This is a genomic window from Campylobacter sp. JMF_06 NA1 (assembly GCF_027737785.1).
Lineage (GTDB): Bacteria > Campylobacterota > Campylobacteria > Campylobacterales > Campylobacteraceae > Campylobacter_B.
This window is the reverse complement of record NZ_JAOVUA010000005.1, coordinates 102,503-124,017: the sequence shown is the minus strand read 5'-3', so window position 1 is coordinate 124,017 and position 21,515 is coordinate 102,503. Positions and strand designations below refer to the sequence as shown.

The following is a 21,515-nucleotide window of genomic DNA, read 5'->3' as shown; positions in this document are numbered from 1 at the left end:
CCCTCCCCCTTACCAACCCCCACCCCTGTAAAACCTTAGAAGTGGCTAAATTTAGAAAAACTTCGTTTTTCTAAATTTAGCTGGTTTTATTTTTACTGAAATGCTTCGCATTTCTTGCAATGACAAATTATACAAAATTCAGGGTCAGTATTTGGCAAAATTTAAAATTCCACAAACGAGACGCCAAGGCCGATTTTATCGACACTTTTTTTATAATCCGCCAGGCTCTCAGCGTATCCGCTAAAATACCTAAAATATCCATAAAGCCCGCTGTTAAATAGCGGAAATATAAAATCAAGCTCGATTGCACCGCGATTTTGCGAGTTTAAACGCAGATTGTTGCGCCATTTAGCCATGACTTTGTGTCGCCCGAAGCTATACGAAGCGCGCAAATCCCCATAGCCCATATACTCGCTAATGTCCTTGTTGCGCTGATCTAGCCCGAAAGCATACCAAAGTCTCGGCGTGATTTCAAAGCCCCCAAACCTCCACGAACTTTGCGCGTAAAGATGATTTATCGAGCGCGAATCCGCCCCGTCCTTGCCGTTTGATTCGTGCAAAACGCCAAGTTTTAGCTCGTCGGCAAAGCCTGGCTCCAAACTCATAAAAAGCTCTGGCTTGTAGTTATTTTCCCTAAATGGCGCGCTATCGGCGGTGATTTGCCACCACGAATTTTGCGTGTAAGCAAAGGAAATTTTCTCGCCAAAGCCAAAATAATCATAGCTTATAGGCCGTTCGAAACTAAACGCAAAGTGCGCTTCATTGGGGCTACAACCCTGTTTTTTATGGTGATCGTGAGTAAAAACTGCGTAAATTGGCTCGTAATATTTAATGCCCAAAAATTCGCTAAAATTTTGTTTTTTGCTTGGTTTTGGCGTGGAATTCAAGTCTAAATTCGCTAAATTTTGCTTTAAATTTTGCTTTTTCGGATACTGCGCCGAAATTTCATTTGAATTTGACGCTAAATTTGACTTTGAAATTCCGCTTGAATTTTGCGCGCTAGTGTTTGCAAGGGCTAATTTTTTGTAATAAATCATAGCGTTTTTATAATCGCCCTTTGCCTCAAAATCCCTAGCTTTCGCCAAAATTTTGCCATCATCTGCGCACAAAACGCTAAATAGCGCCAAAAATAAAATTTTAGTTTTCAACTTTTTCTAAATCGCTTTCGTAATTGATATTTAAAAACTGCGCTTTGTCTTTAAATTTTAAAATTTCACTATCGCAAGAAGTAATAAATTCGCCGATTTTATGGTTGTTTTCGCGGTAAAATTTCAGCGCACGCTCCGCCAAATCCCCGCTAAAAAATCCGCATAAATTATGCGTTTTTTCGCCATCGCTTGCAAGCGAAATCTCAGCCCTGCTCTCCCAAAGCGCGTGGATTGCCTCTTCGCTCACAAATGGCGTATCAGCAGGCACGATGAAAACCCTTTTCCCGGCAAACCCCCTTAACGCCGAATACAGCGCACCCATAGGTGAAAAATCTTCGAAATCATCTTTTATCAAAGGAAGCGGGGGGCTAAATTTTTGCGATTTTGCGCAGACGAAAACCTGCGAAAAAATGCGAGAATACCTTTTAAAACAAAAATGCGTCATGCTAGGCTCGCCCAAAAATGGCTCTATCGCCTTATCTCTGCCAAAACGAGAGCTTTTGCCGCCGCACAAAATCACGCAAATTCTAGGCTCGCCCAAGCCTATCCTTCTTGCATATATTTTGCCTTGCCAAGCGCGTTATTTCCGATGAAATGATACAAGCTTGGGGCTTGAAGTTTGGCTAGTTTTGGGTATTTTTGCCTTAGTGTTTTCCAGATATCATAGACTCTCATGCCACTTTTATACAAACTCATAATCTCGTCGAAATGCTCATCATACAGGCTTGGTTTTTTAAGAAGCGAAATTTTGCGTCCCATATCGAGTTTGGCGTTGGCTTCTATAAACTCATGGATTTGCGCCTCTGTGATTTTGGTAAAATCCTCAGGGTATTTTTCCCTCATTACTCGCAAAATATCTTTATCTGAAATGCCCTTGAAATGGAGCTTTTTAAGCTCAAATTTATACGCTTGCAAAAGCTCGTTTTTGCTCTTTGCGATTGCGCGAATTTTGTTTTTTTCGTCCTTACAATTCGTAGCTATGAAGTGCGTTAGCCCCGAAGCGCTCACAGATTTTTTAAACTCCGCGTCCTTCTCGCCGATATGGGCTAAAATCGCTTTGACCGTGTATCCCCTTGAAACCAGCTCCTCGATATCTTTCGCGTATGGAGTATAGTCGAATTTCGCACGCGAAAACCCAGTTTGCGCGGTGATTTTTTTGTAAATTTTCGTATATTGCGACTTGTTAATATAATTTTTTTTCAGGGCTTTTCGAAGCTCTGCGCTAATCGCGCTAAAATCATCATACGACGCAATACTTGTAATCAAATCAGATTCATTTACGACACTGCCATCTACTACAACAATACTTACAACCTTCATACCGCCCTCCTTAAAATTTGTCCTAAAAGCCTTTTGCTTTTAAGCGAAAGATTATACTACTTTTATAGCAAATAAAGGGCAAAATTTTGGATTTTTTTAAATTTTAATAATTAAGAATTTATCTGTATAATTTCGCAAAATTTCAAATTTAAGGCAGGATTATGATAGAGGTTTGGAAGCTGACAAAACGCCATGTAGATGAGCCAGATACTGCGCCGAAATTTAGGGATATCACCATTTTTACGAGCCTTGGGCATGGGGTTGGCACGATTGATTTTAGCGAGAAGATTTGCGAATTTAGCGAAAATGAGTGGGAAGAGATACTAAGCGCGGGCGATGAATACGCGAAATTTAAGCTAGGAAATATCGCTACGATAAACGAAATCGAAATTTTCCCAGAACACGCCATAAAACTTTTGCAAAGCCTTAAAAATTCGGCTTTGGGTGAGTTTTTAAAGGATTTAGATGAGGGTTATTTAACGCTTAGGAAAGTTTTTAGATGAAAAAAGCGATTTTGTGCGTAGGAAACGAGCTTCGTGGCGATGATGGCGTTGGCATAGAAGTCGGCAAAATCGCCCTAGAAGAGCTAAAAGAGTGGAAAGTTTTTTTCGGAAACGATATGCCAGAAAACGAATTTTCCAAAATCAGAGCTTACGCGCCAGAAATCTTAGTCGCAGTCGATGCAATCGGCGTGATAATGGACGAAAATAGCCAATTTGAGTGCGAATTCGTGGATTTAAGCGATGATGTGAGTTATTTTTACAGCGCGCACAATATCCCAGCGTGCGTGTGGATCAAATACCTGCGCGAATTTATCCCAAAAATACTATTTTTAGGCATTAAGGTTGATTTGCTAAATTTGGGCGAATTTTCCTCCACGCTCTCGCAAACAGCCAAAACTGGCGCACTTCTTGCAATAGAAAAAATCAAAGAATTAGACAAAAATTTGCAGGATTAGGCAAGGGATTTGGAGGATTGTTCTACCAAATTCCACCCCAAATTTGGTAAAATTTCTGCGAAATTTTAAAATTTTCAAGGAAATTTTATGCAAAGACGAAGTTTTTTGAAAAATTCTGTAATTTTTGGCGCAGGCATGATTATGGGCGCAAATTCGCTTTTTGCAAACAAGGGGGCAAAAATGCAAAATTTAGTTCCAAATTTCACTTTAAATAACGGCAGGGAAATCCCTATTTTAGGCTATGGCACTTGGGATATTCGTGGCAAGGACGGGCTAAAAGCTATCGAAAATGCCTTAGAAGTCGGATACCGCCATATTGACTCGGCGCAGTATTATCGCAACGAAGAGATCGTGGGCGAAGCTGTGCGAAATAGTGGCATAAAACGAGATGAGATTTTCGTAACTTCAAAGCTAATGTGGGGCGCAAATGTGGGCAAAGATGGTGCAAAAAGGGCAGTTTATGAAAGCCTAGATGCGCTTAAATTTGATTATATTGATTTATATCTAATCCACGCTCCTTATGGCGATATTAAGGGCATTTGGGCTGGATTTTGCGAGCTAGTAGAAAAGGGGCTAATAAAATCAATAGGCGTTAGCAATTTTAGCGTGGATTTAGTGCGAGAGCTTTGCGATGAATTTGCTATAAAACCTGTGCTTAATCAAATCGAGCTTCACCCCTTCAAACAGCAAATTCGTGCGCAAAACGGACTTGATAAGCTTGGTGTCGCCACGCAAGCCTATTCGCCTTTTGGCACAGGTAGTTCTAAAATTTTAAAAAATGAAACGCTTCAAAAAATTGGCGAAAAATACGGCAAAACCGCGGCGCAGGTCATTTTGCGTTGGCAAATCCAAAGAAATATCATCACTATCCCAAAAACCGCGACAAAGTCCCGTATGATCGAAAATATAAGCATTTTTGATTTCAAACTTAGCGATGAAGATATGAAAGAGATTGCAAATTTAAACAGATAAATTTAAAAACCAAAATTTAAGGAGCAAAAAATGGCAATAATTAATGTCGATATTCAAAAATCCTACCACATTTTAAACCACGGTGCTACGACGATAGTCTCGGCTGAATTTGATGGCGTAAAAAATGCTATGGCGGTTACTTGGGCGTGTCCGCTTGATTACGACAAAGTCACGATAGTGCCGCACAATGGCTCATTTACACGCACTCTTATCGAAAAAAGCGGATATTTTGCGGTGCAAATCCCCGTTGCCACGCAAAAAGATTTGCTTTTAAATTTGGGCGATGAAAACAATTCTCGCTTCGACAACCCGCATAAAATGGACGGCGTGGAGCTGTTTTATAAAGATGACTTCAAAGTCCCGCTAGTCGCAGGTTGCGCTGCGTGGATTATTTGCAAGGTTATCTCAGAGCCTCACAACGAGCAGACCTACGACCTTTTTATCGGGCAGGTTGTGGCAGCTTATGGCGATGATAGAGTTTTTGACGGCAGCCACTGGCGTTTTGATGAAGTTGGCGATGAGCTAAAAACGCTTCATTATGTCGCAGGGAAAAAATTTTATCTTGACGGCAAAGGCGTGTAAATTTAGCAAATTTAAGGAGCAAATATGTCAAAAATTCTACTCATAAACGGCAGTCCGAACAAAAACGGAAGCACAAATTTAGCGTTAAGCGAAATCGCAAAAGAGCTTGAAAACAACGGCGTTCAAAGCGAAATTTTATATCTTGGCAAAAAAGCGATAAATGATTGCATTGCCTGTTTTTCCTGCATCAAAACTGGGCGTTGTGCCATAAAAGACGATCTGGTAAATGACATAATCCAAAGGCTTGACGAATTTGACGGCATAGTAGCTGGAAGTCCTGTGTATTATGCCGGACCCACAGCTAGAATTCAGGCGTTTTTGACAAGACTTTTTTTCGTGGGCGGAAATAAATTTAGCGGTAAAATCGGCGCAAGTGTCCTTATAGCTAGGCGTGGCGGGGCTAGTGCGAGTTTTGATAGGCTAAATAAATTTTTTACGATTGCAAATATGTTTTTGGCTGGTTCGCAGTATTGGAACGAAGCCCACGCCATGACGCCTGATGACCTTCCAAAGGACGAAGAGGGCTTACAGACCATGCGAACACTAGCCAAAAATATCGCTTGGTTTGTCAAAAATAAAGAATTTGCCAAAAACGCCGTTGCTATGCCTGAGTATGAAGAGCAAATTTTGACAAATTTCATTAGGTAAATGTGCAAAAATTTATCGTAGGCAAATTTTAAAATGAACAAAGCGAAATTTAAAGATAATTTTGACTTGCTTTTTGAGATAAAGCGTGAAGAATTCAAGCTTTTGCTTTACAGTGCGTTTTTTATTTTTTCGCTTTTTTGCTCGTATGCGCTACTCCGCCCGATTCGCGATGCGCTTGGGATTCATGGCGGAAGCGACGAGCTAAAATGGCTATTTTTAGGCACTTTTGTCGCTACGATTGTTTGTTCGTTTGTGGCTATGTGGCTAAGCGGAGCTATCAGGCGCAAACTCTACACCGACGCAATTTTTATATTTTTTGCTCTAAATTTGCTTGGCTTTTTCGTGGCTATGAGATTTATTGACGCCCAAAGCCCCGCATTTGCCACGCTTTGCAAGGTTTTTTACATTTGGGTTAGCGTTTTTAATCTCTTTGTCATAAGCTCGGCTTGGAGCGTCCTAGCAGATGTTTTTAGCAAAGAAACAAGCAAATCAATGTTTGGCATAATCAGCGCGGGAGCGAGTTTAGGCGGGATTGCAGGGGCTGGTTTGGTTAGCTTTTTGCGAGAAGTTTCGACACAAAATTTCATATTTTTATCGGCGTTTTTGCTGTTTTTTGCCTTGATTTTGAAAAACTTAATCATAAAAGAAGGATTAAATTTGCTCCAAAACGAGAGCGAAAAGGCAAATTTCACTCAAAAATTCAGCACTCCCCTACCTAGCAAAAACCCGCTTGATGGCTTTAAAATCATCGCTAAATCACCCTATTTACTATCTTTTGTGGGCTTTGTTTTATTACTAACAAGTGTTAGCACATTTTTATACATGGAACAAGCCAGAATCGTCCGAGCGGTTTTCGAAACCCGCGAAGCCAGAGCTGCAGCCTTTGCAAATATCGATCTCATCGTGCAAAGCGCTAGTTTTTTTATACAAATTTTCCTAACGGCAAAAATCGCTAAATTTTTTGGCATAAAGTGGCTTTTGGCTCTGCTTGGATTTGTGATTGCGCTCGGATTTATTATGCTAAATTTCACGCACCCAGCATTCTGGGGCATTGCGCTTGTGATGAGCCTGCGCAGAATCGGCGAATACGCCCTTGTGAAACCAGCTCGCGAAATGCTTTTTGTCCCGCTTGATAGCGAAAGCAAATACAAGGTCAAAAACTTCCTTGACACGGTCGTTTATCGCGGCGGAGACGCGCTCTCATCGCAAGTAGAGAGCATTGCGTTAGCTAAATTTGGCGTGAGTGGAGTTTTGATTTTAGGCGCAATAATTTCGTTTGTATGGGGAATTTTAGGTCTAAATTTAAGTAAAAAATATGAAAAATTAAAATAAAATTTGCAGAATTAGGCAATAAAAGGAGAAATTATGAAATACACAAATTTAGGGCAAACTGATATTAAAATTTCGCAAATTTGCCTTGGTTGTATGGGTTTTGGCAGACCAAATCCAAACTTTCTTACTTGGACTGAGGCAGATGAGAAAACCTGCGAAAAGGTCGTCGCAAGGGCGTTAGAGCTTGGTATAAATTATTTTGATACTGCAAATGTCTATACCAACGGCGATTCTGAGATTTATCTAGGCAAGGCGCTTCGAAATTTAGGCGTCAAAAGAGAAGATGTCGTCATCGAAACTAAGGTATTTTTCAACGAAGGCAAACTAAGCAAAACGGCAATCATGCGTGAAATAGAAGGCTCACTAAAACGCCTAAACACGGACTATGTCGATGTGTATATGATACACCGTTTCGACTACGACCACGAAATTTTTGAGACTATGAGTGCACTTCATGAGCTAGTTCAAGCCGGAAAAGTCCGTGCGCTAGGGGCTAGTGCGATGTATGGCTATCAGTTTTTTAACATGCAACTATGCGCCGAGCGTGAAAATTTAACCAAATTTAGCGTTATGCAAAACCATTATAGCCTGATTTATAGGGAAGATGAGCGGGATTTGATCCCCGTGTGTAGGCAGTTTGGCACAAGTATCGCGCCGTATAGCCCGCTAGCTGGCGGTCATCTAGCTCACACTTCGTGGGACGGGTATTCAAAGCGAGTAAATGAAGATAAAGTCTTACGCGTAAAATACGACGAATTTAAAGAAAGCGACCTTAAAATCATCGCTAGGATTGATGAAATAGCGAAAAATCGTGGCGTAAATATGGCGCAAATCGCTTTGTCTTGGCACTTTGCTAAGGGCGTGGATAGCCCAGTTCTTGGCGCAATTAAAACAGAGCATTTAGATGACTGGGCAAAAGCCCTTGAAATCAGCCTTGATGAGAGTGAGATCAAATACCTTGAAGAGCTGTATGTCCCACACAAAGTGGTAGGCGCTATCAACAAAGGCGGTCCAGAGCGAATCGAGCGAAAATAAAATTTGCAGGATTAGGCAAGGAATTTGGAGTATTGTTCTATGAATTTTACTCTCAAATTTGCTAAAATTTAATCAAATTTGCCAAAAAGGATTTTTATGCAAAGGCGAGAATTTTTAAAAAATTCTGCAATCTTGGGTAGCGTGGCACTGCTTGGCGGTGCGCTAAATTTAAACGCAAATTCGCAAAATTTAAAAGGAGAAGCTATGAAATTTATCACTTTAAATGACGGCAACAAAATGCCTATTTTAGGATACGGCGTGTATCAAATCCCACAAAACGACACCCAAAGGTGCGTTGAAGACGCCATTAGCGTAGGATACCGCTCTATCGACACGGCTCAGGCATATCAAAATGAGCTTGGCGTGGGTGCGGCGGTAAATTCGGCTATTAAAGGCGGGATTAAGCGGGAAGAGTTTTTTATCACAACCAAAATTTGGGTTAGCAACGCGACAGAAAGTGGCGTTTTACGCAGTTTTGAAGCTAGTATGAAAAAGCTGGGCTTAGATTATCTTGATTTGCTTTTGCTCCACCAGCCATATAACGACATTTACGGAGCGTGGCGCGCGATGAGTAGGCTAAAAAACGAAGGACGCATAAAATCAATCGGCGTTAGCAATTTTTATCCCGATCGCTTAGTGGATTTCGCCCTAAATAACAAAATCAAACCCGCCGTTAATCAAATCGAGCTAAATCCATTTCATCAGCGTAAATTTGACCGCGAAATCGCCAAAAAGTATGGCGTTGCGGTGCAAAGCTGGGCGAGTTTTGGCGAGGGTAGAAACGATATGTTTAACAACCCAATTCTCAAAAAAATCGGCGAAAAATACGGCAAGAGCGTCGCTCAGACGATTTTGCGCTATCTTATTCAGCTTGATGTTATCGTTATACCAAAAACCACTCGCAAAGAGCGTATGGTTGAAAATTTCAGCGTTTTTGACTTTGAACTTGACGCAAACGATATGCAAACAATCGCTGCAATGGACGAGCAAACATCGCTATTTAATGATTTCAACCACTTAGACCCAAAAACAGTAGAAATGCTAAACGGCTGGAAATTGCCTGATTAACGGGTTTTGCGAGGCAAAAAATGAGTAAAAAAAGCCAAAAACAGCTAACCGACATTTTTCTGGCATTTTTGTTAATTTTGCTTATGAGTTCGCAATCCACAGAGCAAAGAGCGCACGAATATATCGGCGTTTTTGCTCTTTTTGTGGTTTTGGTTCATCAAATTTTAAACTCGTGGTGGTATAAGCTCAAAATTTTAAAAAATTCATCAAATTTGGCTCAAAATTTCATAAATTTCGCCCTTATAATTTCTTTTGTAATATCCATAATATCGGGTTTGGCGATGAGTAAATACGCCGCGGCTATTTTTAGCGGATTTATGAAAATTTCATTTGCTAGGGTGCTTCATCTGTGCGCTACGCACTGGTTTTTTGTATTTGCAGGACTTCATATCGGTTTTCATGCGCTAAATTTAGCTAAAAAACTAAAACCAAGCACTTTCGCAAATGCCCTAATCATCGGCTCGTGGCTAATTTCGCTTTATGGATTTTGGCTGTTTTTGGATACAGGCATGGTTGATTATATGTTAGCAAAAGTCCAGTTTGCATTTTTGGATTTTAAAATTCCGCTTTACCAAAGTATGCTAAATGGCGCTACAATGCTATTTTCGTGGGCGTTTATCGGATTTTTACTAGCAAAATTTATCAAAAATTTAAAGGAAACAAAATGAAAAAATTTATGCCTATTTTCGCGCTTTTGGCGATTTTTATTTTTGGCGGGGTGATTTATAATATTACTGGCTCAAAAAAGAGCAATATCATCGAAAATACAGCCACAGCGAGTGTTTCAAACGAAAATGAAAATTTAGAAAAACTAAAAATCTTAGATGAAAAATCAAAGCAAATTTTAAGCGATACGCAGAAAAATTCCACAAATTTAGATAAAAATTTCGTTTTGATTAAAGGCGGAAATTTCATCATGGGAAGCGAGAAAAGCGAAAACTGGCGAAGCGATGACGAGATGGCGCATGAAGTGGGCGTGAGTGATTTTTATATCGGCACTCACGAAATCACGCAGGGCGAATACGAGCGCATCACGGGCGTTAATCCAAGCGAAAACAAAGGCGTTAATTTGCCTGTGGAAAATGTTTCGTGGCTAGATGCGCTAATATTTGCCAACCTAAAAAGCCTTAGCGAAGGGCTAAACCCAGCCTATGAAATCACGCCAGATTCGGTCATTTGGGATAGGGGTGCGAACGGATATAGATTGCCAAGCGAAGCCGAGTGGGAATTTGCCGCGCGTGCGGGGACTTCGACGCCATTTAGCTCAGCTATCCCGCCAAGCGGAAATGAGGCGAATTTTTACTCAAACTACCCTTATGAAATCGAAGAAAATTATTTTGACAATAGCAAACTAAAAGCCAAACCCACAAGCCCACGCTATCGCACGATAGAAGTAGGCAGCTTCGCTCCAAACGGCTTTGGGCTTTTTGACATACACGGCAATGTAAATGAGTGGTGCTGGGATTTTTACGGCGCTTACGAGAGTGGGAACGCGCTAAATCCCACAGGCGCGAGTGTCGGCACAAGGCATGTTTATAGGGGTGGCGGCTGGAACGACTTTGGCAAAAATTTACGCAGTGCTTACAGAGCGGCAGCTCAGTCAAATTATAAAAATCACAATCTTGGAATTCGCCTTGCAAGAAATGCCGAAAATTCAGCCATTTCTGGCAAAATCGAAGCCAAAAACGAAAGTTTTATTCAAAGCAAACACGAAAAAATTTTAATCGTGTTTTATTCGTGGGGCGGAAATACGCGTGGCATAGCCAGAGAAATTCGCAAAATCACGGGCGCAGACATCTTTGAAATTCGCCTAGAAACGCCGTATTCTGATGATTACAATACTTGTTTAATGCAAGCGCAGGACGATCAGCACAAGCAAAAACGCCCAAAAATAGACTCCCAAATCAAAAATTTCGAGCAGTATGATACGATACTACTAGGCTATCCAAACTGGTGGGCAAGTATCCCAATGCCCATTGCAACGCTACTTGAAAGCTATGATTTTGACGGCAAAATGATAATTCCGTTTGCTTCGCATGGTGGGGGCAGAATGGGGGCTAGTGTCACGGCGATCGCCAAACTTGCGCCAAATTCGCCTATCGGAAATGCACTATCGGTGCATTATTCAGGCGGTGCGACTCTCGGCGATGATATAAAAGCATGGCTAAATGCTAACGGAATTTTGGTAAAATAAAATTTGCAGAATTAGGCAAAAATTTTAAAGGAAAATTATGAAAAAACTGATTTTTTTGTGTTTGAGTATAATTTTTGCATTTGGAGGCGATATGAGAGTAGAATTTAGTTGTGAAAATGTCCGTGCGGTGGCTGTTTTGGGCGATACTAGTGCGGCAAAGAGTTTTTATGAAAATTTGCCATTAGAGTTAAATTTGAAAGATTACGCAGGGCGAGAAAAAATCGCGGATTTGCCTGTGCGATTAAATTTTGCCGGCGATCCCAGCTCGGACGGCAAAGTCGGCGATTTAGGCTATTTCTCGCCGTGGGGGAATCTGGTGCTTTACTACAAACCTCAGCCATACTACGAAGGCGTCATAAATCTTGGCAAATTCGAAAGCGGATTTGATGAAATCATAAAATGCGAAAGAGTTTTAATCCAAAAAGCGGATTAAAATTTAAATTATAAATTTAATAAATTCGCCAGTTTTGGCGAATTTATTTTTGCTATTATTTTATTCGCAATATACCAATGCAACTTGCGCAAATTTATCTTTAAATTTATACAAATCACTGATATCAGTAATTTCAATCCTTTCTTCGATTTTACTATCTGTCGGAAACATCAATATCTTGCGATTTTCAGTTAATATTAATCTGCAAATCCATTTAGTTACTTTATTGTCGTATAAAATACCAAAGTATGATTTTGTATCCTTGTAGTGGATTTTCTCAACAGGAATTTTATCGCATAAAATAGCTCTAACAATACGAAAAGCTTCTAACTCTTCTTCTGTTGTTACTATCCCGCCGTTTTCTTGAATTTCTTCTTCTATTTGTGGCGGCGGAGTTTGTTGCTCGGCTTCTGCTTTTATAGCATTTTGTAATCTTTCAGTAATACTATCATCTATAAATTGTTTAAAGCTGTATTTAACAATCGAGTTAAATTGTTCCAAAACTTTTTTTGTAATTCTACCATTATATGCTCTTTTTATAAAAACAGCTAGAAATTCATCACTTGGTTCGCTTAGTTCAGTTTTTATAGCCTCTCTAATAGAATTTGAATATTTTAAAGTTGTAGCAGTGTCTAAAATTTTATCAAAATCAAAATTTTCTTTGCAAAATTTGCGTAATTCCAAAATTTGATTTTCTTTAATTTTTGTTATATTAAATGACAAAAACGGAGTTGTATCCATTTTGTTTTCCTGCTCTATATCAGAATAAAATTTATATGACTCACCATTTGTTAAAATGGCAAATTTGGCATTGCTTACATGGAAATATCGTAACAATTGACTTTCATTATTTAAATTTAATTCCGCTCCAATTTTTTTACACTCAATCAATAAAATAAGTTTTTCATCTTTAAAAATAGCATAATCAACTTTTTCACCTTGCTTTATTCCTATATCTGCGGTAAATTCTGGTATAACTTCCAATGGATTAAAAACATTATATCCCAAAGCTTGTATAAAAGGCATTATAAAAGCTGTTTTTGTTGCCTCTTCTGTTTGGATACTATCTTTCAATTTTGCTACATTGGCGCCTATTATTTTAATTTGTTCTTTTAAATCCACTTTTTCTCCTTTTATCCTATAGGATATAGAAAAAGCATTATAGCATTGATAAATTTAAATCTCATTTAACCTATGGGATAAATATGAATAAAGAATTTAGCAATATAAACGAACAAGAAATAACAGAATTTTACAAAAAAGTATCTCAAAATGTGCGAAATTTGCGCGAAAGCAAGGGAATTTCGCAGCTTGATTTGGCTTTGGAAATCGGCATTAAATCTGTTGCATTTTATTCAAATTGCGAAAACAATCGCTATGGAAAACATTTTAATTTAGAACATATTTATAAAATTTCAAAAGCTTTAAATATCAGTATTTGCGAAATCTTAGAAGATATTATTTAAAATTTTATTAATTACAATTTCCAATTTTGAAAGATTACGCAGGGCGAGAAAAAATCGCGGATTTACCCGTGCGATTAAATTTTGCCGGCGATCCTAGTTCGGACGGCAAAGTCGGCGATCTTGGCTATTTCTCGCCGTGGGGAAATTTGGTGCTTTACTACAAACCTCAGCCATACTACGAAGGCGTCATAAATCTCGGTAAATTCGAAAGCGGATTTGATGAAATCATAAAATGCGAGAGAGTTTTAATCCAAAAAGCGGATTAAATTAAGCCCTAAATTTCGCATTTTCTAAATTTAGCAAAAACTCTTTTTTATCCAGCCCGTGTGCGTAGCCTGTGAGTTTGTCGCCACTGCCGATAACTCTGTGGCATGGGATAATTATAGCAATCGGATTAGCTCCCACTGCTCTGCCTACGGCTCTGGCGGACATTTTTGGGATTTGTCTTTTTAGTGCGGTTTCGCGCGCAATTTCGCCGTAAGTCGTGGTAGTCCCAAAAGGAATTTGCATTAAAATTTGCCAAATTCCAAGCTGAAATTCGCTGCCAATTAGCGAAATTTTTGGCGTGAAATTTGGCGAAATTCCGCTAAAATAAATGTCCAACCACGCGCAGGTATCCCCAAAAATTTGCAAATTTTGTTCCCTAAATTCTGCGCCAAAATCGCTAAATTTGCCAAATTTAAGCGCTGTTAAATTTGCTCCGTCGCTTTGCATAAAAATTTCGCCAAGCGGTGAGCTATAACGCCAAAAATATTTCATAAGCCTTGCTTTTTTTCTAAATTTGGCAAGAAAAACGCCATGATTAGTGGCAAAACGCAAACCACGCAAAGCGTGTATAAAACATATCCTAGCCCAAATTTATCGGCTATTAAGCCCAAAATCGGCGCAAAAATCCCGCCAATGCTAACGGTCAGCCCAAATGTAACGCCAGAAGCAAGCCCAACGCGGTTTGGCAAATAGCCCTGTCCAAGCGCGATAATCGGGCTATAAGAAAGTGCTAGAAAAATGCCAAGCGGTGCTAATAAAACCACGGCAAAGCCCAAATTTTGCGCGGTTGCAAGCATTATCATAATCGGCAAAAGACAAAGAAATGAGATTTTTATCATCTTTGTAAAGCCGAATTTATCGGCAAACCTGCCGCCAAGAAGCGTAAAAATCGCGCTCACGCCGATATATGCGCTTAATAGCGTGTTTGCATAAGCCTTGCTTTGGTCAAATTCGTAGATAAAATAAAGTGCCAAAAATGTATTAAATCCGTGAAAAATGATAGAACGCCCACAGATTAACGCCATAAGTTTATAAAATCCGCCCCAGTCATCGACGCCGTTAGTTTGGGTGTTTGTGTCTGTTTTGGGGGCGATTTCGCCAAGTCTTTTAAATTCGGCGTAAAAAAATCTATACACAATACTAATTAAAATTTGTGGAATTATGAAAATCAGCGTGCCTTTTAGCCCAAACGCGCTAATAATCGCCGTCATAAAAAGCGGTCCCAAAGAAAATCCCAAAATCCCGCCAAATGAGAAAATGCCGATATTTTGGGCTTTGTTATGCGGATTAGAGCATTTATTTATGGCTCTTGCGGCTTGTGGGTGAAACATCGCCACGCCAATTCCTGTGATCATCACGACCGCGCAAAGCACGGCAAACGAGGGCGCAACGCCACTTAGCGCGATACCGCCACCTGCTAAAATAAGTCCAAGCGGGATAATGTAAGGCATATTTTTCTTATCAGCGAGTGAGCCAAAAATAGGCTGGATTAGCGAACCAACGATATTTGAGACCATGACTAGGCTTGCGGCAGTTGCGTAATCGTAGTGATAGCTGGCGATTAAAAACGGCAAAATCGCCACGAGTGCGCCTTGATTTATATCACAGCACAAATGCGAAAATGCCAAAATATAGACAAATTTGTTTTTCATTTTAAATTTAGGATTTTATATGGGAAAATCCCATATAAAATTTACATTAAAACAGGAATTTGCGTGTTTTGCAAGAAAAATTTGCTCGTTCCTGAAAGCAGAATTTCCTTAATTCCAGTGTTTGAGTGAAGTCCAGCGACGATTAAATCGTATCCGCCGTTGTTTGCATAGTCTATCAAAACCTGACCTGGAATTTTGCCGTCAATGTTTAAAAGCTCGAATTTATCGACTTTCACATCGTGCAGCGCTAGATACTCGGTGATTCTGCGCTTGGTCTCTTCTGCGCTATCTTGGAGATAGTGATTGGCTGTGATGATTGTGACATTTTGCGCTTTTTTGAGCAAATCTAGCGAGTGATCGAGCGCTCTGGCACTTGCAGCCGTGCCTGTAAGAGAGACCAAAATTTTATCAGCTTTAAAGCTTTTTAGCTCTCTTGGGATTACGACACAAGGCTTGCCACTTTTTGAAACAGCCGCCTCGAAAGTGCCCGTAATAGTGCCAGTTGGGGGCACTGAGACCACGACAAGATCGCAGTATTTAGAGTGCTTTTCAACTAGCTCAGAGCGAATTCCCACCAAATGGCGCAAGCAAGCGCTATTTCCCACTCTCTCATCTTCGTGCATATCAAGGTCGATTTTTTTGCACTCTGCCTCGAAAACTGCGCCGATTTCATCGCGCTCAGCCTTCATCTCCTCGTTTGCCGACTCCAAAAACTCGTCCATCAAAACTCCGCCTTTTAGCGTCATGCGGACATTATAAATCATCTTAGGATCTAGCTGGCACGCCATGATATTCATGTGTGTGCCAAAAAATTTATTCACAAGCAACGCACCACGAATTCTGCCCTCTAACTCTTCGCCGCCACCGATTGGAAAAAAAAGTTTTTTAAGCTCCATTTTGCCTCCTTTTTACACTAATTCAAGTGAAATTTTACTGCCTTTTTGCTCTGTTACGCGCACTCTAACCACATCGCCCGGTTTAAATGGAGTTGTGATAAATTTCGCTCTTAAAAGCCCATCTACGCCGTCACGAAGTGAAATAAATGTGCCAAAATCTAGTGAGCTTTGCACTACGCCGTCAAATTCCTCGCCGATTTCAAATTTAACCTCTTTGCGCTCGTGCCTATCGCCTCTATCAGCGCGCGGTTTGCGGAAATCTTTCGCATTTGAAACGATAGAGAGAATTCTCTCTTTTGCGCCATCGACGCCGTCTTTGTTCGCGCCTTGGATTTTAACCTCGCCTTTTTCGCGATCTAAATCAATGCTAACGCCAAATTTTTCGGTAATTTCCTTAATCGTTTTTCCGCCTTGACCGATGATATCGACGATTTTGCTAGGATCGACGCTGAAAATTTCGAGTTTTGGAAGCACGGCTTCGTTGATTACGATATTTGCGTTTGCTTCCTCCATTAAATTTAATATATGCGCCCTGCCCTCTTTGGCCTGCGCTAGCGCCTCTTTTAGCACTTCTAGGCTAATTCCGCCAAGCTTGATATCCATTTGGAGCGCGGTGATTCCGTCGTTGCTACCAGCGACTTTGAAATCCATATCCCCGTCGTGATCTTCTAAGCCCATAATGTCGGTTAAAATCGCGTGTTTTTCGCCCTCAAAGATTAGTCCCATTGCGACACCTGCAACTAATTTTAGGGTCTTTACACCAGCTGCGCGAAGCGATAGTGCGCCACCGCACACTGACGCCATTGAGCTAGATCCGTTGCTCTCTAAAATTTCGCTTACTACGCGCATTGATTGAGGCGAATTTATATCAATGCTTGGAAAAATCGCTCGTTTTGCCAAATTTCCGTGTCCTAGCTCCCTGCGACCTGGGCTTTTTAGCGGGCTTGCTTCGCCTACGCAAAATCCAGGGAAGTTGTAATTAAACATAAATTTCTCAGCTATCGGCTCTGGGCTAGTTAGGCTATCGCTAAGCTGAGCGTCGCTATCCCCACCCAGAGTTGCCACCACCAAAGCCTGTGTTTGACCACGGGTAAAGAGGCATGAGCCGTGCGCGCGTGGCAAAATGTTTGTCTCAATGCTGATTGGGCGCACCTCATTTAGCGCGCGTCCGTCGGCTCTGCGACGCTCTTCGATGATTTGAGTGCGTATGATTTGGCGTTTGTATTTGCCAATGACATTTGTTACTACTTCTTTTTGCCACTCGTTTTGCACCGCGATTTCATCGGTTAAAATTTTATCTACGATTTTATTTAGCTCGGTTGCGCGCTCGCTTTTTGCCATTTGATTAATCGCCTCTTTTACGGCGTCTTTGTAGTTTTCGTCGATATATTTGGCGATATTTTCATCTTCGATTTCTGGTTTATACTCTAAATTTGCGTCTGGTTTTTTAAGCGCTAAAAATGCTTCCACGTATTTGCGCGAGCCCTCTTCGATAGCCTTAGCAGCGAAATTTATCGCCTGGGCTGTCAAATCCTCTGGTAGTTCGTTCATGCTCTGGACGCCACCTACGATTTGAGGGAGTGAGCGCATCTCAATCATCAAAAGCTCGTCGCCCACGCCAGCTACATACAGATCAAGAGCTGATTTTTTAAGGGCTGAATTTGACGGATTTAGCACAAATTCTCCGTCTATTTGGCCTACTCTGACACCGCAAACTGGGGCTTTCATAGGAATATCGCTTAGATATAGCGCCACACTTGCCGCATTTAGGCTCACAACCTGCAAATCCACCTCAGGATCAGCTGAGAGGACATAAACTACGATTTGAGTAGGATAGGCATATCCTTTTGGAAAAAGTGGGCGAAGTGAGCGATCTATAATACGGCTAGTTAGCGTCTCAAAATCGCCCGGCTTGGTCTCTCTTTTGATATATCCGCCAGGGATTTTTCCCACGGCATACATTTTTTCGATATATTGCACGGTTAGTGGCAAGAAATCTTCCTCTACCTGTCTATCTTCCCTAGCGACCGTAGCTAGCACCACAGTATCACCCACACGCATAAGCGCAGCACCCGCTGCTTGTTTTGCGACCTTGTCTATGTCAAAAATTTCTAATTGATTATTTACATCAATCTTGCACTGCATTGTTACTCTCCTTGTTTTCGTTTTTATCAATGTTTTTTTCTTTGTGAAATGGTAGGTAAAATTCGCAATTATTTAAAATTTGTATAATATCCTCGGCTTTTTCCTCTTTTTTCTCTTTGTAATAAAAATCCACATTTACAAAATCTTTTATTTTATGCACGGCGTATAGCCCATCTACCGTGGCTTCTATCTCTTGGGCATTATCAGTGCTAATAACCGGCGTGGCATAAAAAATCGTCTTTGCATTTAGTTTGATTAGGGTTTTTATACATGTCATCGTCGTAAGCCCACTCTCGCAACCCTCATCGACTAAGATTACATTTTTTCTAGCCAAGTCAGGCAAGAGCGCGCCCTTGCGAAATTTATAGACATTTTTTAAAATTTTTTCCTCATATTTGCGGTTAGCCTGCCCGTAAATATAGTCCAAACTTATCCCAAAGCTTTTGACAAGTTCATCTATGAAAACTATCTCTTGCGTTTCGCTCACACAGGCTATCACGCACTCTGGATTATTTGGCGCATAAATCATCTCGCTAAATAAAAATTCATAGCTTAAATTTAGCTTTTCAGATAGTCTTTTTACCAAATAAATCGATGATAACGACTGGGCTATGATTAGGAAATTTTCGTTTTTTACCGCATTTGAGGGCAGAATTTCAGCTAGCTTTTCGGCTGCTTCCACTTCGTTTTCAAACATCAATTCCGCTCTTGGTATCATTGCGCTTCACCATACTCGGTATCAACCGAAAAATCATATCCAACCCCACCAAATGGGTAGAAATTTACGAAAAAGTAAAATCCATGCTCTTTTTTAGCCTTGGTGTAATCAGCGTTGCTCGTGTTTTTTGGCTCGATGTCTTCTTGATAGACAAAAGAGTAGTTCCAGCACTTTCTCGTATGCGTGATACCTAGCCTCCACATTTTTGAATACGACCTAGCCAAATCATACTCCCAGCGCCCGAAAATTTTGTTATTTCCTGGCAAATTCGCGCTTAAATTTGCGATTGTGTAGTTGTCTTTTTTATATCGTTTTTCGTTTTTATCGCCGAATTGATCGTAGGTATAAGCGTGACTTATGCTCGCGCTAAAATCAGAATTCGAGTAGTTTGCGTAGGTCTGAACCTTGCTAAAACTATCGTATTTGTGCGAGTATGTGAAACGATTGCCCAAATTTAGCCCATTTGCGAAATAAATATCAAATCTATGGTCGAAATTTCCCAGCTCTTCATCATCGAAATCATAGCTTTGTTTAGCCGAGTGGCGGATAAATTTGCGCCCATTTTCGTCATAAAAATACTGCGTCATACCAAGAGCTATATTTTCGTGTGTATATTCATCAGCCAACTCGCCAAGGAAATTATCCTCCCAATACAGCGAATCTTGCAACCTTGCCAAGCGGGATTTGCGTAAATTTCCATTTTTTTCATCGTATTCGTATTGATGAGATTTTAAAATTCTCTTATCAATCTCGCCCTTTTGCCAGCCAGGAATCCTTAAATCAGCCCTCCAAATCATAGTATGATAAAAGCTCTCATACGCCTTGGCTAAATCCGTAAATGCTGAAAATTCGGTGTATTGATTGGCGTAAAATGTGTTTTTATCAGCTTCTAGCTCGCCATTTGCGTAGTAGTATTTATCGCTCCAATCTATATGCGTCATATACACACGCTCGCTCACGCTAAGCCCCAAATAATCTCCCAAAAATCTATCACTATAACTAAGCGGAATATCAAGCTCGTATTGGCGCGCGGTAACGCCCTCTTGGCGGGTGAAATTTCGCGCCTTTAAATCCACAGAGTAGAGCAAATTTGGCACAAAGATATCATCGATAAATTTATGATATTGCGCAGTCGGTAGCTCTTGAACCGTATCGCGGTTTTGGAAGACGCTATCTTGGTTGAGCTTGCTAGTATCGATATAATACCTGCCATAAAGCCCGAAATAATGGTCATCTGTCGTCAAATAATAATTTAGCTTAGAAGTTACTAGCGCGTTATCGTCCTCATCGACACCACCTTTGCTCTTTAAATCATAGTATTCAAGGTCGTTTAATTTCGTAAAGTCAATCCATAAATTTTCTTTGAAATTTCCGTCGATTAGGTATCCAGCTAGTTTGCTTCTATCGTATTCGATCTCGTATCCGTGGTGTTTTTCGTTTTTATACTCTAAGCGTTCTTGGGCGCGGGTGAAATTATCAAACACACCGCCACGAATTTCGCCCCTTGAATACGGCGAATCCGCAAACCTAAATGTCCCATACACACCAAAACCACGGCGCGAACGAACCTGCGGGTCTAACTGCAAATCCCAGCTATCATACGACGCGAAATAAATTGGCTGTTTATAATACACGCCCTCATCGCCGATATATCCGCCCTCTGGTGGCAAGAGACCTGTTCTACGCGTAGTATCAGTAGGCACGCCAAAATACGGCAGATAAAACACAGGCACATCGCCGATATAAAATCTAGGGTTGAAAAGGTGTAAAAATTTGCTCTCTTTATTTAGCTTGCCACTGCTAAATTTGATTTTCCAGTCTGGATCATTGACATTACAGCTAGATATCACAGAGCCCTTGACACGGTAATACTCGCTATCACTGCAACTCTCATCATTTTGCATCCAAAGCTCAGCGTCTTTATCCATCATAAAGGTCGCTTTGCCCTCTTGGGTATTGTTTTTCAAATCGATTTTAATGTATTCGGCTCTGGTGGTTTCGTTATCCCCACGCATAGCATTTACATTGCCAAAAAGCTCGATTATTTCGTTTTTTTCATCATAAGTGGCGCGATCGGCCGTGAGGAAATAGTCCTGTGAATACACAGTTACATTTCCCCTCGCAATGGTTAAAAAACCGTTTCGCTTGACATTATCGGCGATTAACTCGACATTTTGCACCTTTGCGTTAAGCAAATTTGCCACTAACGCACCAAATGTTAATATTAAAATTTTACTTTTTTTCAATTTCTACCACCAAGGTTTTTGCTGCCAAATCCTGCAAACTCTGACGAAATTTCGTCCAAAATGCAAACAAAAATCCGATATAAAATGCTGTTTCACTAACAAGCCTAACGCCCGATCTAAACGCGCAAACGCCAAAGCTAAGCCTCTCGTTTTCGTCCCTAGCGCTGATGACTTTTATTTTTAGGGCTAGTTTTCCCAAAGTCGCGCCATAAAAATATACAAATATCGCGTGATATAAAAATTTCACCATTACTAAATAGGGCAAATACGGTGCGATTGCGTTATTTAGCGCCATTGGGTCGCTTCCGCTCATCTGTGAGGCCGCAAGCAAGGGCTCGGAAGCCACGCTAATGAGCATAAAGGTAAAAAGCACGCCCATAATCACCTCATCTAAAATAAAGGCGAAAATTCTCTTAGGAAGACTAGCTAACACCT

The 21,515-nt window shown here is 40.6% G+C and carries 24 protein-coding genes; 13 read left to right on the top strand and 11 right to left on the bottom strand.

The window, feature by feature from the left end; translation table 11 throughout:
- Positions 1 to 161: 161 nt before the first annotated feature.
- Genes OFO07_RS06695 through OFO07_RS06685 form a run of 3 tightly spaced genes read right to left on the bottom strand, consistent with a single transcriptional unit; the run spans position 162 to position 2,468 of the window.
- Positions 162 to 1,148, bottom strand: a complete 987-nt coding sequence (locus tag OFO07_RS06695; protein WP_270871393.1) for a phospholipase A — start codon at positions 1,146 to 1,148, stop codon at positions 162 to 164.
- Complete coding sequence (gene mobA, locus OFO07_RS06690) at positions 1,138 to 1,689, bottom strand: molybdenum cofactor guanylyltransferase (RefSeq protein ID WP_270871392.1); 552 nt, start codon at positions 1,687 to 1,689, stop codon at positions 1,138 to 1,140. Before mobA ends, OFO07_RS06695 begins: the two co-directional genes overlap by 11 nt.
- 2 nt (positions 1,690 to 1,691) lie before the next feature.
- A complete protein-coding gene (locus OFO07_RS06685; RefSeq protein ID WP_270871391.1) occupies positions 1,692 to 2,468 on the bottom strand; it encodes a hypothetical protein in 777 nt (258 codons plus the stop codon).
- 161 nt (positions 2,469 to 2,629) lie between these two features.
- On the opposite strand from OFO07_RS06685, the gene OFO07_RS06680 reads away from it, so the two are divergent.
- From OFO07_RS06680 to OFO07_RS06630, 11 genes are all read left to right on the top strand, one after another.
- On the top strand, positions 2,630 to 2,971 hold the full coding sequence (locus OFO07_RS06680; RefSeq protein ID WP_270871390.1) for a formate hydrogenlyase maturation HycH family protein: 342 nt from the start codon (positions 2,630 to 2,632) through the stop codon (positions 2,969 to 2,971).
- Positions 2,968 to 3,426 carry a hydrogenase maturation protease gene (locus OFO07_RS06675; protein WP_270871389.1) on the top strand — a complete coding sequence of 153 codons (459 nt, stop codon included), beginning with the start codon at positions 2,968 to 2,970 and terminating at the stop codon, positions 3,424 to 3,426. Before OFO07_RS06680 ends, OFO07_RS06675 begins: the two co-directional genes overlap by 4 nt.
- 87 nt (positions 3,427 to 3,513) lie before the next feature.
- Positions 3,514 to 4,398 (top strand): aldo/keto reductase, encoded by an 885-nt coding sequence (locus tag OFO07_RS06670; RefSeq protein WP_270871388.1) that lies wholly within the window; start codon positions 3,514 to 3,516, stop codon positions 4,396 to 4,398.
- Between the two features lie 30 nt (positions 4,399 to 4,428).
- Positions 4,429 to 4,980: a flavin reductase family protein gene (locus tag OFO07_RS06665; RefSeq protein ID WP_270871387.1), complete on the top strand. Its 552-nt coding sequence runs from the start codon at positions 4,429 to 4,431 to the stop codon at positions 4,978 to 4,980.
- 24 nt (positions 4,981 to 5,004) lie between these two features.
- Positions 5,005 to 5,628: a flavodoxin family protein gene (locus tag OFO07_RS06660; protein ID WP_270871386.1), complete on the top strand. Its 624-nt coding sequence runs from the start codon at positions 5,005 to 5,007 to the stop codon at positions 5,626 to 5,628.
- A gap of 33 nt (positions 5,629 to 5,661) precedes the next feature.
- Positions 5,662 to 6,960, top strand: a complete 1,299-nt coding sequence (locus OFO07_RS06655; protein WP_270871385.1) for an NTP/NDP exchange transporter — start codon at positions 5,662 to 5,664, stop codon at positions 6,958 to 6,960.
- A gap of 33 nt (positions 6,961 to 6,993) precedes the next feature.
- Entirely contained in the window at positions 6,994 to 7,995 is a 1,002-nt protein-coding gene (locus tag OFO07_RS06650) for an aldo/keto reductase (protein ID WP_270871384.1), read from the top strand.
- A gap of 96 nt (positions 7,996 to 8,091) precedes the next feature.
- Entirely contained in the window at positions 8,092 to 9,063 is a 972-nt protein-coding gene (locus tag OFO07_RS06645; protein WP_333720487.1) for an aldo/keto reductase, read from the top strand.
- Positions 9,064 to 9,083: 20 nt separating this feature from the next.
- Positions 9,084 to 9,731: a DUF4405 domain-containing protein gene (locus OFO07_RS06640; RefSeq protein ID WP_270871383.1), complete on the top strand. Its 648-nt coding sequence runs from the start codon at positions 9,084 to 9,086 to the stop codon at positions 9,729 to 9,731.
- Positions 9,728 to 11,257 (top strand): flavodoxin, encoded by a 1,530-nt coding sequence (locus OFO07_RS06635; protein WP_270871382.1) that lies wholly within the window; start codon positions 9,728 to 9,730, stop codon positions 11,255 to 11,257. The genes OFO07_RS06640 and OFO07_RS06635 overlap by 4 nt, the downstream gene beginning before the upstream one ends.
- Positions 11,258 to 11,294: 37 nt before the next feature.
- Positions 11,295 to 11,690 carry a cyclophilin-like fold protein gene (locus OFO07_RS06630; RefSeq protein ID WP_270871381.1) on the top strand — a complete coding sequence of 132 codons (396 nt, stop codon included), beginning with the start codon at positions 11,295 to 11,297 and terminating at the stop codon, positions 11,688 to 11,690.
- 60 nt (positions 11,691 to 11,750) lie between these two features.
- Here the strand turns inward: OFO07_RS06630 and OFO07_RS06625 are convergent, their stop codons facing one another.
- Positions 11,751 to 12,812, bottom strand: coding sequence for a type I restriction endonuclease (locus OFO07_RS06625; protein ID WP_270871380.1), 1,062 nt, complete (start codon positions 12,810 to 12,812; stop codon positions 11,751 to 11,753).
- An 83-nt stretch (positions 12,813 to 12,895) separates the two neighbouring features.
- On the opposite strand from OFO07_RS06625, the gene OFO07_RS06620 reads away from it, so the two are divergent.
- Positions 12,896 to 13,156, top strand: coding sequence for a helix-turn-helix domain-containing protein (locus tag OFO07_RS06620; RefSeq protein ID WP_270858537.1), 261 nt, complete (start codon positions 12,896 to 12,898; stop codon positions 13,154 to 13,156).
- A 26-nt stretch (positions 13,157 to 13,182) separates the two neighbouring features.
- The gene (locus tag OFO07_RS06615) at positions 13,183 to 13,422 is read left to right on the top strand and encodes a cyclophilin-like fold protein (protein WP_270871379.1); all 240 of its coding nucleotides are present in this window, start codon (positions 13,183 to 13,185) and stop codon (positions 13,420 to 13,422) included.
- Position 13,423: 1 nt separating this feature from the next.
- On the opposite strand, the gene OFO07_RS06610 is transcribed toward OFO07_RS06615, so the two are convergent.
- The 7 genes from OFO07_RS06610 to OFO07_RS06580 are packed head-to-tail and all read right to left on the bottom strand — an operon-like array spanning position 13,424 to position 21,513.
- Positions 13,424 to 13,915, bottom strand: a complete 492-nt coding sequence (locus tag OFO07_RS06610; RefSeq protein ID WP_270871378.1) for a methylated-DNA--[protein]-cysteine S-methyltransferase — start codon at positions 13,913 to 13,915, stop codon at positions 13,424 to 13,426.
- Positions 13,912 to 15,075: an MFS transporter gene (locus OFO07_RS06605; protein ID WP_270871377.1), complete on the bottom strand. Its 1,164-nt coding sequence runs from the start codon at positions 15,073 to 15,075 to the stop codon at positions 13,912 to 13,914. The genes OFO07_RS06610 and OFO07_RS06605 overlap by 4 nt, the downstream gene beginning before the upstream one ends.
- 41 nt (positions 15,076 to 15,116) lie before the next feature.
- On the bottom strand, positions 15,117 to 15,971 hold the full coding sequence (locus tag OFO07_RS06600) for a universal stress protein (protein ID WP_270871376.1): 855 nt from the start codon (positions 15,969 to 15,971) through the stop codon (positions 15,117 to 15,119).
- A 12-nt stretch (positions 15,972 to 15,983) separates the two neighbouring features.
- Entirely contained in the window at positions 15,984 to 18,116 is a 2,133-nt protein-coding gene (locus tag OFO07_RS06595; RefSeq protein WP_270871375.1) for a polyribonucleotide nucleotidyltransferase, read from the bottom strand.
- Complete coding sequence (locus OFO07_RS06590) at positions 18,100 to 18,834, bottom strand: phosphoribosyltransferase family protein (protein ID WP_270871374.1); 735 nt, start codon at positions 18,832 to 18,834, stop codon at positions 18,100 to 18,102. Before OFO07_RS06590 ends, OFO07_RS06595 begins: the two co-directional genes overlap by 17 nt.
- Positions 18,831 to 21,080 (bottom strand): LPS-assembly protein LptD, encoded by a 2,250-nt coding sequence (locus OFO07_RS06585; RefSeq protein WP_270871373.1) that lies wholly within the window; start codon positions 21,078 to 21,080, stop codon positions 18,831 to 18,833. The genes OFO07_RS06590 and OFO07_RS06585 overlap by 4 nt, the downstream gene beginning before the upstream one ends.
- Entirely contained in the window at positions 21,067 to 21,513 is a 447-nt protein-coding gene (locus OFO07_RS06580; RefSeq protein ID WP_270867896.1) for an RDD family protein, read from the bottom strand. Before OFO07_RS06580 ends, OFO07_RS06585 begins: the two co-directional genes overlap by 14 nt.
- Positions 21,514 to 21,515 lie beyond the last annotated feature (2 nt).